The organism is Venatoribacter cucullus, from assembly GCF_016132445.1.
In the GTDB taxonomy this organism is placed as follows: Bacteria; Pseudomonadota; Gammaproteobacteria; order Pseudomonadales; family Oceanobacteraceae; genus Venatoribacter; species Venatoribacter cucullus.
On sequence record NZ_CP046056.1, the window covers coordinates 1349153 to 1365653 of the forward strand.

The window sequence follows — 16501 nt, forward strand, 5'->3', positions numbered from 1 at the left end:
AGGTGCAGCACCCGACAGGCCGGTGAGTTTAGCGTAATCGGATGGCCACAAGCGATCCCTCTCACGGCCTTGCGCCACAGCAACCGAACGAATCAGGAGTCAGAATGTCCGACCTTACCCCCAAAATCATCTACACAGAGACTGACGAAGCGCCAGCACTGGCCACTTACTCTCTGTTGCCGATCATTCAGGCATTCGCTCAATCGGCAGGTATTGCTGTTGAAACCCGCGATATCTCTTTATCCGGCCGTATCCTGGCAGCGTTCCCGGAATACCTGAAAGATGATCAGCGCGTTGCCGATGCACTGGCCGAGCTGGGTGAGCTGGCTAATCAGCCGGAAGCCAACATTATAAAACTGCCGAATATCAGCGCGTCTGTACCGCAGATGAAAGCCGCTATTAAAGAATTGCAGGATAAAGGCTTTAACATTCCGCGTTACCTGGAAGAGCCGAAAACCGAAGAAGACCGTGAAGCCCGTCGCCGTTACGACAAAATCAAAGGCAGTGCGGTAAACCCGGTGCTGCGTGAAGGTAACTCTGACCGCCGCGCACCGGCCTCGGTTAAGCAATACGCCCGCAATAACCCGCACTCCATGGGTGAGTGGAGCAAAGATTCCAAATCCCACGTTGCGCACATGACCGAAGGTGACTTCTACGGCAGCGAAAAATCCGTCACTGTGCCGGCCGCTACTGCAGTCAGCATTGAGCTGTTTGATGCCGCCGGTCAGCGCACTGTACTGAAAGAAAAAACCAACCTGCTGGCGGGGGAAATCATCGATGCTTCGGTCATGAGCCGTAACGCGCTGCGCAAGTTCTTTGCCCAGGCGATGGATGATGCCAAAGCACAGGATGTACTGCTGTCGGTGCACCTGAAAGCCACCATGATGAAAGTGTCTGATCCGATTATTTTCGGTCATGCCGTATCGGTGTTCTTTGAGGATGTGTTTGCCAAGCACGCCGACAAAATCAAAATTATGAACTTCAAGCCTAATAACGGCATGGCGGATTTTTACACCCGCCTGGAACGGTTGTCGGCAGAAGATCGTCAGGCTCTGGAAGCTGATGTGGCTGCCTGCTTAGCCAAGCGTCCGGCGCTGGGCATGGTGAACTCTGATAAGGGTATTACCAACCTGCATTTCCCCAACGACGTAATTGTCGATGCGTCAATGCCGGCGGTGATTCGTGCGTCCGGTAAGTTCTGGGGCGCCGACGGTGGCCTGTACGACACCAAAGCCGTGATTCCGGATCGTTGCTACGCCGGCGTGTATCAGGAAACCATTCAGTTCTGTAAAGAACACGGTGCTTTCGATCCGCGCACCATGGGCAGCGTACCAAACGTAGGTCTGATGGCGCAGAAGGCCGAAGAATACGGTTCGCACGACAAAACCTTTGAGATTCCGGCTGCCGGTACCGTTAAGGTAATCGACGCCGGCGGCGCTGTGCTGCTTGAGCATGCCGTGGAAGAGGGTGATATCTGGCGTATGTGCCAGACCAAGGATGCCCCGGTACAGGATTGGGTGAAGCTGGCCGTAAACCGTGCCCGTCTGAGCAACACTCCGGCCGTATTCTGGCTGGATAAAAACCGCGCGCACGATGCCCAGGTGATCGCCAAGGTAGAAAAATATCTGCAGGATCATGACACCAGTGGTCTGGATATCCAGATTATGAGTCCGGAAGCGGCAACCCGCTTTACTCTGGAGCGTCTTAAAGATGGTAAAGACACCATCTCGGTAACCGGTAACGTACTGCGTGATTACCTGACCGACCTGTTCCCGATTCTGGAACTGGGCACCAGTGCCAAGATGCTGTCGATCGTACCGCTGATGGCCGGTGGTGGTCTGTTTGAAACCGGTGCGGGTGGTTCGGCGCCCAAGCACGTTCAGCAATTGCTGGAAGAAGATTTCCTGCGCTGGGATTCACTGGGTGAATACATGGCGTTGTCCGCTTCGCTGGAGCATTTGTCTCAGGTAACCAATAACACCCGTGCGCAGATTCTGGCCGAGACCCTGGATATTGCGACCGGTAAAGTGTTGGATAACAACAAATCACCTGGCCGTAAGCTGGGTGATCTGGATAACCGTGCTGGTCATTTCTATCTGGCGTTGTACTGGGCTGAAGCATTGGCAGCTCAGAACAAAGACGCTGGCTTGCAGGCTTGTTTTGCGCCGTTGGCCGCTGCGTTGCAACAGAATGAGCAGACAATTATTCAGGAGCTGATGGCCGCGCAGGGTCATGCGGTAGAGATCGGCGGCTATTACCGTCCGGATCCTGTCAAAGCGGCTGCTGTCATGCGTCCGAGCAATACACTGAATGGCCTGATTGATCAGCATCACTGCTGATTAACAGCGCGGAAAAAGCCCGGCAGGTGAATACTTGCCGGGCTTTTTTTGTTTTTTGCTTACTGCCTGCGTGAGCCTGGTCGGGTGACCTGCCTGCTCAGAGCTGCGGTGTGCTGTCCAGGGCGCGGATATTGACGGCATGAATACCTTTCTCGCCGGGCTTGGTTTCAAACTGTACGGTCTGGCCAGCCTTCAGGGTGCGGTAGCCATCCATCTGAATGGTGGAGTAGTGCGCGAATAAATCTTCATTACTGTCATCGGCCAGGATAAAACCGTAACCTTTGGCGTTGTTAAACCACTTTACTTTCCCTGTTTTCATACGGATAACCTCCATTAACTGCGTATCTGCATATCAGAGCGAACAGTTCGTCTCTGTGAACGGGTTAATCCGTAACCTACGCCCAGAAAAAGACAGCGTCAAGCACCCGGTTTTAATAATGGCGGATTCTGTCAATGGGTTTTTTGTAACGGTTTTGTCATCCGGGTTCAGGGTGGAGCCCCTGCGTGCTGGCGGGTATCATGCACACATCTTTTTATTCTGTTGGTTCCTTATGCCTCAGCACTCCAAAACTCAACTAGACTTACAAAACAGCGCCGAAGACAACGGACAGGATGGCGGGCTGGCACTGGATACCGCTAAGCCGGAATTAAAGCGTCCGTCCATGTACGCTGTGGTTATGCTGAATGATGACTATACGCCGATGGAGTTTGTGGTAGAGGTGTTACAGGGTTATTTCGCCAAGACTCCAGAGCAGGCCACCCGCATTATGCTGGCGGTGCATCACGAAGGCAGTGCCGTTTGTGCGGTATACACCCGCGATATTGCTGAAACTAAAGCAGCGCTGGTGAATCAATACGCGAGAGACTGTCAGCATCCGCTGACCTGTGAAATTGTTCCGTCCGAAGACTGAGGGTTAGGAGGCATTATGCTGAACCGCGAGTTAGAGCAGACCCTGAATGAAGCATTCCGTGATGCCCGCAGTAAGCGTCATGAGTTTATGACGGTTGAACATCTGCTGCTGGCCTTACTGGACAACCCTGCGGCAACTTCGGTATTGCATGCCTGTGGGGCGGATATCGAGCGCCTGCGCAAAGATCTGAAAGAATTTGTCGACTCCACCACACCGCTGATCCCGGAACATGACGGCGAGCGCGAAACCCAGCCGACGCTGGGCTTTCAGCGTGTGCTGCAGCGGGCAGTATTCCATGTGCAGTCGTCCGGCAAAGCGGAAGTAACCGGTGCCAACGTGCTGGTGGCGATTTTCTCTGAACAGGAAAGCCAGGCGGTTTACTTCCTGAAACAGCAGAACGTGGCCCGAATTGATGTTGTGAATTACATCTCACACGGTATTTCCAAGGTATCCGGCCCGGAAGAGTCCGCAGACTCCATGTCGGAACATTCTGACGATGAGGGCGGCAGCACTTCCCGCAGCGCCCTGGAAGGCTATGCCACCAACCTTAACCGGCTGGCGCGGGAAGGTAAGATTGACCCGCTGATTGGCCGTGATTATGAAGTCAGTCGCCTGGTGCAGACACTGGCGCGCCGGCGTAAAAATAACCCACTGCTGGTGGGCGATTCCGGTGTTGGCAAAACCGCCATTGTTGAAGGTCTGGCCAAGCGTATTGTGGACCACGACGTGCCGGAGGTTATTGCCGATGCGGTGGTGTACAGCCTGGATATGGGCGCACTGCTGGCCGGTACCAAATACCGGGGTGATTTTGAAAAACGCTTAAAAGCACTGCTGGCTGAGCTGAAAAAACAGCCGCACGGCATTCTGTTTATCGATGAGATTCACACCATTATCGGTGCCGGTGCCGCCTCCGGTGGGGTGATGGATGCCAGCAATCTGCTGAAGCCACTGCTCAGTTCCGGCGAAATCCGCTGCGTGGGTTCCACCACCTTTACTGAATATCGCGGTATTTTTGAAAAAGACAGCGCCTTAACCCGTCGTTTCCAGAAAATCGATGTGGCCCAGCCATCGGTGGAAGACACCTACAAAATCCTGAAAGGCCTGAAGTCACGCTTCGAAGAGCATCATGGTATCCGCTACACCGACAAAGCCCTGAAAGCGGCCGCCGAGTTATCTGAACGCTACATTACTGACCGTAACCTGCCCGATAAAGCCATTGATGTCATCGATGAAGTCGGTGCCATGCAGCATCTGTTGCCGGTTAACAAGCGTAAGAAAGTGATTAATGTGGCCGAAATTGAGCAGGTGGTGGCATCCATTGCCCGCATTCCGCCAAAAACCGTATCGGCTTCGGACAAAGAGTTGTTGTTTAAGCTGGAAGACAAATTATCCATGGTGGTGTTTGGTCAGGATGAAGCCATTCAGACGCTGTCCACCGCCATTAAAATGGCCCGTGCCGGGTTAACCTCACCGCAGAAACCCGTGGGTTCCTTCCTGTTTGCCGGCCCGACCGGGGTGGGTAAAACCGAAGTTTCCCGCCAGCTGGCGGCCGTGATGGGTATGGAACTGATCCGCTTTGATATGTCGGAATACATGGAGCGGCATACGGTATCGCGCTTAATCGGTGCGCCACCGGGCTATGTCGGTTTTGATCAGGGTGGTCTGCTGACCGAAGCGGTCAACAAAAATCCGCATTGCGTGTTGCTGTTGGATGAAATCGAAAAAGCGCATCCGGAAGTATTTAATATTCTGTTGCAGGTGATGGATCACGGTACGTTAACGGATAACAACGGCCGCAAAACCGACTTCCGTAATGTGATTCTGATTATGACCACCAACGCCGGTGCCGAGCAGATGAGTCGTGCCAGTATTGGCTTTACGCATCAGGATCACAGCAGCGATGGAGCAGAAGCGCTGAAGAAAATCTTTACGCCGGAGTTCCGCAACCGTATCGACAGCATTGTGCAGTTTGCGCCCTTGTCACGGGATACCATTCTGCACGTGGTGGATAAGTTCCTGGCCGAACTGCAGGGGCAGCTGGACGAAAAACGGGTGCTGCTGAACGTCAGTGAGGATGCACGCCGCTGGCTGGCCGAGCACGGCTATGACGAAAAAATGGGCGCTCGTCCCATGGCTCGTCTGGTACAGGATAAAATCAAAAAACCGCTGGCCGAAAAGATTCTGTTCGGCGAGCTCAGTCAGGGCGGGGAAGTGGATATTCTTGCGGAAGAGGGCGAGCTGGTGCTGGCGGTGCCCGAAGAAGTACCGGCCTGAGGTCGGTACCCATCCGGGCAGGCTGGCATCAGCGTGCCCGGTAAGTAATCCGGCCTTTGCTCAGGTCGTAGGGGGTTAATTCCACCTTAACCTTGTCGCCGGTCAGAATGCGGATGTAGTTCTTACGCATCTTGCCGGAAATATGAGCCGTTACTACGTGCCCATTTTCCAGTTTTACCCGGAACATCGTATTAGGAAGGGTATCAATTACCTCACCTTCCATTTCAATGTGATCATCTTTTGCCATTCGTCACCTGTGTAGACCTTGCACAATGCGCGCGCATTCTGCACTAATTCGACACAATAAGCAAAGCAGTGGGCTGTTCATTCCGTCAGTGGCTGCCAATAATGGCCGTTCCAGGCTTCCAGTGGGCTGAAATTCGCTTTGTAATCCATTTTGCGGCTGCCTTCTACGTAGTAACCCAGGTAGTTGTATGGCAACAACAAACCCTGGGCCAGCTGATTCAGGCAGAGAATCATAAAGGTGCCCAGTGAGCGTTTTTCCTCTTCCGGGGCATAAAAACAATAGACCGACGACACCCCGTCCAGTAGCAGATCAAACACCATGCAGGCCACCAGCTCGCCGTCACGATGCGCCAGCAGGAAGCGGCTGGTGCCAAAATCGCTGAGCAGGAAATCGGCAAACTGTTCACGGCTGGCCGGGTACATATCACCGTCGGCATGGCGGGTATTAATGTAGCGTTCAAATAAGGCGTAGCAGCCGGCTTCGGCTTGCATCGGTTTGGCCACGCTCAGGCGCAGATCCTGATTACGGCGCAGAATCCGGCGCTGGTTGCGGCTGGCTTTGAAATCACTCAGGCGCAGCCGTACCGACTGGCAGGCGCTGCAGCCGGGGCAATCGGGCCGGTACAGCAGGCGGCCGCTGCGGCGGAACCCATTCAGGCTGAGCAGGGTCAGAGACTGCTGATCCAGCTCTTCACCCGGATCCACATAAGTACTGCGGGCGTCACGATCATTCAGATAGCTGCAGGAATGGGTGTCGGTGGGCTGAAACAGCCGGAAGGTGCGGGAGTGCATTAACAGAATCCGGGCAGTGGGGGCAAAGTGGGTGTGTTGGTATGGTCCGTAAGATGCTGCTCAAAGGCGTCGCGGCCGAGTTCGATAATGCCAAAGCGGGCCAGGTGGTCGGTTTTCATCTGGCAATCAATCAGTTCGATACCCTGACCAAACAGCAACGGTGCAAGCCTTGCAAAGGCAAACTGTGAAGCCCCGGAACGATGTGAAAACATCGACTCGCCAAAGAAAACCGAACCAATCTGCAGGCCATAAAAACCGCCGCACAACTCGCCGTTTTCATCCCAGACTTCGGCACTTAATGCGCGGCCGGCATGATGCAGGCGGGTGTAGGCGCTGATCATCTGCGGGTTAATCCAGACCCCGTTGGTGGCGGAACGGGGGGCTGAACAGGCCCGCATCACCCGCTCAAAAGCCATATTGGTGGTCAGCTGCCAGGGATTTTTCAATAATTTGCGTACGGAGCGCGGAATACGGAAGCTGGCGGGGGTGATGACTGCTCTTGGTGCCGGCGACCACCACAGCCGCACATCGTCGGGATCGTGCCAGGGGAAAATACCCGCCCTATAAGCGGTGTCGAGCCAGAGCGGCGACATGCCGCCGCCGGCTGCCAGTAAACCATTGGGGTCGGACAGCGCTTTGCGCGGTGACGGGAACTCAGGAACGCCGTTTTCGTCAAGCCAATCAATCATGTAAAACCCGTGGTAGACTGCGCTATCCGGTCATATTTGCAGGAATAAGAGTTGTCAAAGGATACGTCTGAAGTGGATTTTCAGCCAGCAGGTCATGCCAGTGTTGCGTCCGGCAACAGCTGGAGCCGCCGCCATGATGCGGTATTTTTAGCGCTATTACTGGCCAGCTTATTGTTGTTGCTGGCCCTGTTCACCTATTCGCCGCTGGATCAGGCCTGGTCCGTCAGCGGCGATACGCCGGCCCGCAACGCTGCCGGCAAAGTCGGCGCTTTGCTGGCCGATGTTCTGTTTCATGCCTTTGGTTATCTGGCCTTTGCTATCCCGCTGCTGGTTATGACCAAGCTGGTGTTGTTGTTCCGCAAAACCGCGCCCACAGACGGCTGGTTCTGGCTGACCCGAAGCTTTGGTTTGCTGTTATCGCTGTCGATGCTCTGTGCGTTGGCTGAAATGAGTATCTGGCACGGTGAGCAACTGCCGGCCGGTGCCGGTGGCATTCTCGGACAGTCACTGGCGGCAGTGCTGTTGCCGCTGTTCAGCTTTGCCGGCACGGCGGTGGTGGTGGCGGCCTCCCTGGCGCTGGGGCTGATGCTGTATCTCGAATTTTCCTGGCTGCAACTGTTCGATCGTCTGGGCGGCTGGTTGCTGCAGCGCTTGCAGAAACAACCGCAGGCGGCAGCCGATAAACCGGCTGCAGCACCGGTAACCGGGGCTGAATATGATGAACCGGCGCAGCTGAGTGCTCTGGTGGTGGAAAAACCCGCCCGTACAGGCTTGTTCAGTCGTCGCACCAGTAGCCGTGCCGAACCTTCGTTGGGGGATGGCACTGCGGAGGAAGGGGGTAGCGAACCGCCGCTGCTGCTGGATACGCTGTCGGTGGATGATGATGATCGCAACGACAATGACGAACTGCTGCCCTGGGATGATGAACCGGTTGTCACACAGACCAGCAGAAAACCACGCGCAGCGGTTGCTGCCGAGCCGCTGGCGGTACCGATTCAGCCGCTGGAAAAACGCGAAAGTAAACCCAGCGAGCGGGCACAGCGGGATTTGCAGGGCAGTTTGTTTAAAGGTGATCAGCCGTTGCCTTCCATTGCGTTGCTGGATCCGCCACGTGCTGATCAGAAGGCCGGTTTTTCCGCTGAGCGCCTGCAGGAATTATCGCGTCTGCTGGTACAGAAACTGGCCGATTTCGGGGTCAAAATTGAAGTCACCGCCGTTGCCCCAGGCCCGGTAATCACCCGCTTTGAAATTCAGCCGGCGCCGGGGGTGAAAGCCAGCAAAATTTCCAATCTGGCCCGCGATCTGGCCCGTTCCATGGCCATGCTCAGCGTGCGCGTGGTGGAGGTTATTCCGGGTAAATCGGTGATGGGTATCGAAGTGCCGAACGAAGACCGTGCTGTTGTCTCGCTGTCGGAAGTGCTGGCCTCGGAAGAATATGATCGCTCCAAATCGCCGCTGACGCTGGCACTGGGGCACGATATCGGCGGCAATCCGGTGATTACCGATCTGGCCAAAATGCCGCACCTGCTGGTAGCCGGTACCACTGGCTCCGGTAAATCCGTGGGTGTAAACGCCATGCTGCTGAGCCTGTTGTTTAAATCCACACCGGATGAGCTGCGCCTGATTCTGGTCGACCCGAAAATGCTCGAACTTTCCGTTTATGAAGGCATTCCGCATCTGCTGACGCCGGTGGTTACCGACATGAAAGAAGCCAGCAATGCGCTGCGCTGGTCGGTAGCGGAAATGGAACGGCGCTATATGCTGATGGCGGCACTGGGCGTGCGCAACATTGCCGGCTACAACAAAAAAGTGCGCGATGCCATTGAGGCCGGTCAGCCCATTGTTGACCCGTTGTGGAAAATTGAGCAGTCCTTTGAAACCCAGCCGCCATTGCTGCAGCCGTTGCCTTATATCGTCATCGTTATCGATGAGTTTGCCGACATGATGATGATGGTGGGCAAAAAGGTAGAAGAGCTGATTGCCCGTATTGCCCAGAAGGCGCGGGCTTCCGGTATTCACATGATTCTGGCTACTCAGCGCCCCTCGGTGGATGTGATTACCGGTCTGATTAAAGCCAATATTCCGACCCGTATTTCGTTTCAGGTGTCGTCCAAAATTGACTCCCGCACCATTCTGGATCAGGGCGGTGCCGAGCAGCTGCTGGGCCACGGCGATATGCTCTATATGCCCCCTGGCCATGCCGTGCCTGAACGTGTACACGGTGCTTTTGTGGACGATGATGAAGTGCACCGCCTGGTAGCGGAATGGAAGCAGCGCGGGGCGCCGGACTACATTGAAGAAATTACCCGGCACGACGATGAAGGTGGCGGCGGTGCCGGCGGTGATCTGGGCGATGGTGAGCAGGATGAACTCTACGATCTGGCCGTGGCCTTTGTCACCGAAAGCGGTAAATGCTCCATTTCTTCCGTACAGCGCAAATTACGCATCGGCTATAATCGCGCCGCGCGACTGGTCGAAACCATGGAAGCCGCCGGTGTGGTTTCCTCCCCGGCGCACAATGGTTCCCGCGAAGTGCTGGCCGGCTCACCACCCGAATACTAAACAGAGGTTGTTATTGTGAAAATCCGCAGTCTGATGGTCCGTTTTGCCTTATTAACCGGACTGTTGAGTCTGGCCTTGTCAGCACAGGCTGATGCGCTGGCTAATTTTCTGGCCCGGCTGCAGCAATTGCAGTCACTGGAGGCTGACTTTACTCAGGTTACCCGTGACAACGCTGGCCGTACCCTGCAGCAGCTGAATGGCACCTTAACCGTGGCTAAGCCTGGCAAAATGCGCTGGCAAACGGCGGCTCCATATGAGCAGCTGGTGGTGTCGGACGGTGAACTGGTGTGGATTTACGATATGGATCTGGAGCAGGTCACCATCCGTAATATGGATCTGCGGGTACAGGAAACACCGGCGCTGCTGCTCAGTGGCGACAGTGCGCAGGTGGGGCAGAATTTTACCGTGGCCGAAAGCCTGCAGGGTGATTTCAGCCGTTATCAGTTAACCCCGAAAGACCGCAGCCAGTTGTTTGAAAAACTGGAATTTCAGTACCAGCAGCAACAGCTGGAAAGTATGCGTATTTACGATGCAGCCGGTCAGATTACGGAAATTGTGTTTGCCCGGATAAAAACCAATAAGCCCACCGATCATCAGGCCTTTATTTTTGATGTGCCGGAAGGCGTGGACGTGATCGACGGACGTCATGAACTCTGATTTGTTCGCCGCCGATTCCGCCTACGAACCACTGGCGGCGCGGCTGCGCCCACAAACACTGGATGATTATATCGGCCAGGAGCAGGTGATTGGCCCGGGCACGCCCTTGCGCCGGTCACTGGAAGCCGGGCATCTGCACTCGCTGATTTTCTGGGGGCCGCCGGGGGTTGGAAAAACCACCCTGGCGCGGCTGTTGGCCAATTATGTGGATGCCGCTTTTATTACCCTCAGTGCCGTGCTGGCTGGCGTTAAAGAAATCCGTGAAGCGGTGGTAAAAGCACAGCAATATCGTGCGCATGGTCGTAAGACAGTGTTGTTTATTGATGAAGTGCACCGCTTTAATAAATCCCAGCAGGATGCTTTTTTACCTTACGTGGAAGACGGCACTTTTATTTTTGTTGGCGCGACCACGGAAAATCCGTCGTTTGAACTGAATAACGCGCTGCTGTCGCGGGCGCAGGTGCTGGTATTAAAACGGCTGGAAGCTGAACAATTGTTGCAGCTGTTGCAGCGTGCGCTGCAGCGTTTGGAGCCGGTACCGGAGGTAACGCCCGAGGCGCTGCAATTGTTGGCAGTCGCCGCCGATGGCGATGGCCGGCGGGTACTGAACATGCTCGAAATCGGTTTGCAGTTGGCCAATCATGCGCCGCTGACCGAACCCATTGTGAAAGAATTACTGGGCAACCATGCGCGCCGCTTTGATAAAGGCGGCGATGTGTTTTACGACCAAATTTCCGCCCTGCACAAATCCGTGCGCGGCTCCGACCCGGACGCTGCCTTGTATTGGCTGGTGCGTATGCTGGATGGTGGCTGTGATCCGCTCTATGTAGCGCGCCGGGTGGTGCGCATGGCCAGTGAAGATATCGGTAATGCGGACCCGCGTGCGCTCAGCATCTGTACCGCGGCCTGGGATGTGCAGGAGCGGTTAGGCTCCCCCGAAGGCGAGCTGGCGCTGGCGCAGGCGGTGGTGTATCTGGCCTGTGCGCCGAAAAGCAACGCCGTCTACAGCGCTTATAAACAGATGCGCGCGCTGGTGGCGTCGGGACCTTCGTATGAAGTGCCGGTGCATTTGCGTAATGCACCGACCAAACTGATGAAATCACTGGATTACGGCGCCGAATATCGCTACGCCCACGACGAGCCGGATGCTTACGCGGCGGGTGAAAATTATTTCCCGCCGGAGCTGAAAGATACCCGATTGTATCAGCCGGTGCCGCGAGGGCTGGAAAGCAAAATTGCGGAGAAGTTAGCCTGGTTACGTCAGCTGGATCAGCAATCGCCACAGCAGCGTTATCCGGCAGGAGATGGCTCATGATCTGGTTGTGGATTGCACTGGGTGGCGCGTTGGGGGCAATGGCCCGTTACTGGCTGGCAGGCTGGGTATTCCGCCTGGCTGGCCAGCCGTTCCCCTATGGCACGCTGACAGTGAACCTGCTAGGCTCCTTCGCCATTGGTGTGGCCTGGGTCTGGCTGGTGCAGCAACAGTGGGGCAGTGAGCAGCACAAGCAGGTGCTGATGATCGGTTTTCTCGGTGCCTTCACAACGTTTTCGACCTTTTCTCTGGAAAGTATTGCCTTGCTGCAACAGGAGCGCTGGCTGGCCTTTGGTGGTTATGTCGGCCTCAGTGTAGTGGGGTGTTTGCTGGCCACGGCGGCCGGTATCTGGGTTTCAAAATCTTTGGTTTAAGCGCTGGTATTAATAGCAATGCTCGATATTAAATTTATTCGCGACAACATCGATCAGGTCAAATCGGCTCTGGGTAAAAAAGGCTTTCAGTTTAATGAGGCTGAATTTCAGGCATTGGACGAAGCGCGTAAAAGCGCCTTAACCCGCGCCCAGACGTTGCAGGCAGAAAAGAAAAAAGCCTCCAAACAAATCGGTGCCCTGATCGGTCAGGGCATGTCACCGGAAGATGCCAAAGCACAGGTGATGGGCAGCATTGATTCCGACATTACCGAAGCCGAACAGCAGGCCAAGCAGGCCGAGCAAAGCCTGCGTGATTTGCTGATGAGCATCCCCAACGTGCCGCAGGCAGCAGTGCCGTTCGGTGCCGATGAAAACGATAACCTTGAAGTGCTGGTATGGGGCGAACCCACAGCGTTCAGTTTTACCGCGAAAGACCATGTTGACCTGGGCGAGCCATTGGGCCTGAGTTTCGATCAGGGCGCGCTGGTAGCAGGTTCCCGCTTTGCCGCCATGAGCGGTGCCATGGCCAAACTGCACCGCGCACTGGCGCAATTTATGCTGGACGTACACAGTGAAGAACACGGTTACGAAGAAACCTATGTGCCGTATCTGGTGAACCGTCAGGCGCTGGAAGGCACCGGCCAGTTGCCTAAGTTTGAAGAAGACCTGTTCCGCATCCCGCAGGCACAGGGTGATAAAGATTTTTATCTGATCCCGACCGCTGAAGTGCCGGTAACCAACCTGATGCGTGATGCCGTTTATGACGGTCCGCTGCCGGTTAAAAAAGTGGCGCATACGCCGTGTTTCCGCAGCGAAGCCGGCAGCTATGGCCGTGATACCCGCGGCATGATCCGCCAGCATCAGTTCGACAAAGTGGAACTGGTGCAATTTGTCCGTGCCGAGCAGTCCGATGCCGCGCTGGAAGAATTAACCGGGCATGCCGAAACCATTCTGCAGAAACTGAAATTACCGTATCGCAAAGTGCTGCTGTGCGGTGGCGATCTCGGCTTCTCTGCAGCCCGCACTTACGATCTGGAAGTGTGGCTGCCCGGCCAACAGAAATACCGCGAAATTTCTTCCTGCAGCACCTTTGGTGATTATCAGGCTCGCCGTATGCAGGCCCGCTGGCGTAATCCGGAAACCGGTAAACCAGAGTTGCTGCACACCTTGAACGGCTCTGGTCTGGCGGTTGGCCGTACACTGGTCGCCGTACTGGAAAACTATCAGCAGGAAGACGGCAGCATCGTGGTGCCCGAAGTTCTGCGTCCTTATATGCGGGGGCTTGAGGTTATCCGTCCATGATGACCTTACCCCTCGTGCTGCGGGGGGATGCCCGTCCCTTTATCGTGGTTGGTGGCGGCGCCGTTGCCGCCCGTAAAGTCCGTACGCTGGTGCAGGCCGGGGCGGCGGTGCGCGTTATTGCCCCGCATTTGCACCGCGATATTCAGGCGCTGGCTACTCAGATTACGCTTGAACAACGTCCGGCTACGGCCGCAGAAGTCTTTGCTTCCGGCAGCCTGCTGGTACTGGCCACGGATAATCCACAGCTCAATGCAGCGCTGGCTGAGTCTGGTCGCCGTCAGGGCTGCCTGGTGTGTCGGGTGGATGATACCCGCGACAATGATTTTATTTTCCCCGCCGTTATCGACCGATCGCCCTTGCTGGTGAGTGTGTCGACTCAGGGCGCTTCACCGGCGTTAACCCGGCATGTTAAACAGCGCCTCGAAGCGTTTTTACCACAGGATTACCGCCAGCTCGGCAGCTATGTCGAGCAGCTGCGCGAGCGGATTAAAGCCTTGCTGAAACCGTCTGAACGGGCGGCGTTCTGGCGGAGCTGGATGAACAGCATGGCGCCCGAGCTGATTCTGGGGCGTCAGGCCGGCCGTGCGGCGGCAGTAACCGATGAACTACTGTCTGGCGATGATGCCGGCAAGGGTGAAGTCTGGCTGGTCGGTGCCGGTCCGGGAGATCCGGACCTGCTCACTTTCCGTGCGCTGCGTCTGATCCAGAGTGCCGAGGTGGTGTTCTACGACCGGCTGGTGAATCCGCTGATTCTCGATTTATTGCATCCGCAGGCTGAACGCTTTTATGTAGGCAAAGCCCGCAGTCAGCATGCCGTACCTCAGGACGGTATTAATCAGCTGCTGGTGGATGCCGCGCTGGCCGGCAAAAAAGTGCTGCGTCTTAAGGGCGGCGACCCCTTTATTTTTGGCCGTGGCGGTGAAGAGATTGAACAACTGGCGCAAGCCGGTATTCCCTTCCAGGTGGTGCCCGGTATAACCGCTGCCAGCGGTTGTGCAGCCTATGCCGGTATTCCGCTGACTCATCGTGACCATGCCCAGAGCGTGCGCTTTGTCACCGGACACCTCAAAGACGGTACCTGTGATCTGCCCTGGACCGAGCTGGTGCATCCGCAGCAGACCCTGGTGATTTATATGGGGCTGACCGGGTTGCCGCATATTTGCGCGCAATTAATGAAAAACGGTATGCCGGCCGATACCCCTATAGCCCTGATTGAAAAAGGCACATTGCCAGAGCAACAGGTGCATATCAGCACGCTGCAGGAAATGCCTGATTACGTTCGGGATCGGGACATCAGCGCTCCTACGCTGACCATTGTCGGGTCGGTGGTCAGCCTGCATAAAAAACTGCAGTGGCGCTGAGTATCGTTGTTGTTATGCGCTATTTTTAACTTATTGCAGTAACCCTCAGGCGGAAATATGAGTCTCTTCAGCTCTGTCAGTATCAAAGTGAAAATCCTCTCGCTGGCCGCCGTTGCCATTGTGGGGTTTGTAATCAGTCTGGTGATCAATTTCAATATAAATCAGGCCAACACTGGGCGCCTGCAGCAGATTCAGCAGGTGTTTTTCCCGGTGGTGGAAGAATCCAAAGCGAATCTGGTGCGGCTGGCCCGCATTGAAGAATTGTTTTCGACGGCGGTCAGCACCGGCGAAATGGACTTTATTACCACCGCCGATAAGTTGCGTGATGAGGTCAACCAGGGCATGCGTCAGTTGCAGCAATTATGGCCGCAGAAAAGCAGCGATGTGGCAGTGATGCAGCAGGATTTTGATGCCTACTTCAGCGTTGCCCGTGAGTTATCCGCCGGTATGGTGGACGGCAGTATCGATTTCTCCGGTATGGGCGCCATGATCGAGCGTATGAATACGGCGCTGGAGCGTGCCCGTGCCGATATGCAAGCCTACAGTGACAGCAGCCTGGCGGCATTTGATGACACCGTCTCACAATCCAATCAGGCCGGCCAGGAAGCTCAGTCACTGGGGCTGGTGGTGGCATTGGTTATTCTGGCGCTGATGATTATTGCCGCCTGGAGCACCAGCCGTTCCATTGATACCGCGCTGAAAAGTCTGTTGTCTTCCTTGCAGGATATTGCCTCTGGTGACGGTGATCTGACCCGCCGTATTGAAAAATCATCAGACGATGAAATCGGTGACGTGGTGCATTGGTTTAACCAGTTTATCGATAAGCTGCACCGCAGCATTGGCGAGCTGGTGAAAACCTCACAACCACTGACCGGCGTTGCCGATGATCTGCATCAGCTGACCAGCCGTACCACCCAGACCACCGAACAGCAGAACCGTGCCACCGAAGAGGTTTCGCTGGTGGTGGATGATATGGTCAGCAGCATGCAGGAAGTTTCCAGTCATGCCAGCTCAGCGGCCCAGGCCGCCCGCGAAGCGGATCAGGCGGCCAAGCAAGGTCGCGGTATTGTTAATGAAACCGTCAGTAGCATTAATTTACTGGCGACCGAAGTGGAGCGGGCCGGGGAGGTAATCCGCAAACTGGAAGCCGACACGGCCAATGTCGGTACCATTCTGGATGTTATCCGCGCTATTGCAGAGCAAACCAATTTACTGGCGCTGAATGCCGCCATTGAAGCTGCCCGGGCCGGTGAGCAGGGGCGGGGCTTTGCGGTGGTTGCCGATGAAGTCCGCACGCTGGCCAGCCGCACTCAGGATTCCACCAAAGAAATCCAGGCGGTGATCGAGCAGCTGCAAAGCGCCGCACAGTCGGCGGTAGGGGTGATGAACGAAAGCAAAGAGCGCGCCCGTACCAGTGTCAGCCATGCGGCAAAAACCGATGAAAGCCTGCAGGCCATTACCCAGCGGGTAGAGTCCATTGCCGCTATGAACAGCCAGATTGCCGGTGCTACCGACCGTCAGGAGCAGGCTGCACAGAGCATTAAACACAACGTGATGGGGATTAAATCAACCTCAGCAGAAGCCATGGCCGGTATGCAGGATGTGGAACAGGCCAGCCGTTCGCTGAAAGACATTGCCCGCACGCTGGGCAAGGTAACCGGCCAGTTCCGGGTTTAATTTAC

At 55.7% G+C, this 16501-nt stretch carries 14 protein-coding genes; 10 read left to right on the top strand and 4 right to left on the bottom strand.

Translation table 11 applies throughout. The annotated features are described in order from the left end of the window. Positions 1 to 104 precede the first annotated feature (104 nt). Complete coding sequence (locus GJQ55_RS06385; protein ID WP_228346673.1) at positions 105 to 2339, top strand: NADP-dependent isocitrate dehydrogenase; 2235 nt, start codon at positions 105 to 107, stop codon at positions 2337 to 2339. A 97-nt stretch (positions 2340 to 2436) separates the two neighbouring features. On the opposite strand, the gene cspD is transcribed toward GJQ55_RS06385, so the two are convergent. Continuing rightward, on the bottom strand, positions 2437 to 2658 hold the full coding sequence (gene cspD / locus GJQ55_RS06390) for a cold shock domain-containing protein CspD (RefSeq protein ID WP_228346674.1): 222 nt from the start codon (positions 2656 to 2658) through the stop codon (positions 2437 to 2439). A 232-nt stretch (positions 2659 to 2890) separates the two neighbouring features. Between cspD and clpS the strand changes: the two genes are divergently transcribed. Both clpS and clpA read left to right on the top strand, forming a co-directional pair. Then, the gene (gene clpS / locus GJQ55_RS06395) at positions 2891 to 3250 is read left to right on the top strand and encodes an ATP-dependent Clp protease adapter ClpS (protein ID WP_228346675.1); all 360 of its coding nucleotides are present in this window, start codon (positions 2891 to 2893) and stop codon (positions 3248 to 3250) included. Between the two features lie 15 nt (positions 3251 to 3265). Then, complete coding sequence (gene clpA / locus GJQ55_RS06400) at positions 3266 to 5524, top strand: ATP-dependent Clp protease ATP-binding subunit ClpA (RefSeq protein ID WP_228346676.1); 2259 nt, start codon at positions 3266 to 3268, stop codon at positions 5522 to 5524. A 28-nt stretch (positions 5525 to 5552) separates the two neighbouring features. Here clpA and infA read toward each other — a convergent pair whose 3' ends face one another. The 3 genes from infA to aat form a co-directional block, all read right to left on the bottom strand. Continuing rightward, the gene (infA, locus tag GJQ55_RS06405) at positions 5553 to 5771 is read right to left on the bottom strand and encodes a translation initiation factor IF-1 (RefSeq protein WP_028292799.1); all 219 of its coding nucleotides are present in this window, start codon (positions 5769 to 5771) and stop codon (positions 5553 to 5555) included. Between the two features lie 77 nt (positions 5772 to 5848). Continuing rightward, positions 5849 to 6562: an arginyltransferase gene (locus GJQ55_RS06410; protein WP_228346677.1), complete on the bottom strand. Its 714-nt coding sequence runs from the start codon at positions 6560 to 6562 to the stop codon at positions 5849 to 5851. Then, positions 6562 to 7251: a leucyl/phenylalanyl-tRNA--protein transferase gene (aat, locus tag GJQ55_RS06415; RefSeq protein WP_228346678.1), complete on the bottom strand. Its 690-nt coding sequence runs from the start codon at positions 7249 to 7251 to the stop codon at positions 6562 to 6564. The genes GJQ55_RS06410 and aat overlap by 1 nt, the downstream gene beginning before the upstream one ends. A gap of 51 nt (positions 7252 to 7302) precedes the next feature. On the opposite strand from aat, the gene GJQ55_RS13415 reads away from it, so the two are divergent. The 7 genes from GJQ55_RS13415 to GJQ55_RS06455 are packed head-to-tail and all read left to right on the top strand — an operon-like array spanning position 7303 to position 16496. Beyond that, on the top strand, positions 7303 to 9813 hold the full coding sequence (locus GJQ55_RS13415) for a DNA translocase FtsK (protein WP_338149185.1): 2511 nt from the start codon (positions 7303 to 7305) through the stop codon (positions 9811 to 9813). Positions 9814 to 9828: 15 nt separating this feature from the next. Further along, positions 9829 to 10470: an outer membrane lipoprotein periplasmic chaperone LolA gene (lolA, locus tag GJQ55_RS06430; protein ID WP_228346679.1), complete on the top strand. Its 642-nt coding sequence runs from the start codon at positions 9829 to 9831 to the stop codon at positions 10468 to 10470. Then, the gene (locus tag GJQ55_RS06435) at positions 10460 to 11785 is read left to right on the top strand and encodes a replication-associated recombination protein A (RefSeq protein ID WP_228346680.1); all 1326 of its coding nucleotides are present in this window, start codon (positions 10460 to 10462) and stop codon (positions 11783 to 11785) included. Before lolA ends, GJQ55_RS06435 begins: the two co-directional genes overlap by 11 nt. Beyond that, positions 11782 to 12156: a fluoride efflux transporter CrcB gene (gene crcB / locus GJQ55_RS06440; protein WP_228346681.1), complete on the top strand. Its 375-nt coding sequence runs from the start codon at positions 11782 to 11784 to the stop codon at positions 12154 to 12156. Before GJQ55_RS06435 ends, crcB begins: the two co-directional genes overlap by 4 nt. A gap of 18 nt (positions 12157 to 12174) precedes the next feature. Next, entirely contained in the window at positions 12175 to 13458 is a 1284-nt protein-coding gene (gene serS, locus GJQ55_RS06445) for a serine--tRNA ligase (protein ID WP_228346682.1), read from the top strand. Continuing rightward, on the top strand, positions 13455 to 14819 hold the full coding sequence (gene cysG / locus GJQ55_RS06450; RefSeq protein WP_228346683.1) for a siroheme synthase CysG: 1365 nt from the start codon (positions 13455 to 13457) through the stop codon (positions 14817 to 14819). Before serS ends, cysG begins: the two co-directional genes overlap by 4 nt. Before the next feature lie 57 nt (positions 14820 to 14876). Beyond that, positions 14877 to 16496: a methyl-accepting chemotaxis protein gene (locus GJQ55_RS06455; protein ID WP_228346684.1), complete on the top strand. Its 1620-nt coding sequence runs from the start codon at positions 14877 to 14879 to the stop codon at positions 16494 to 16496. The last annotated feature ends 5 nt before the right edge of the window (positions 16497 to 16501 follow it).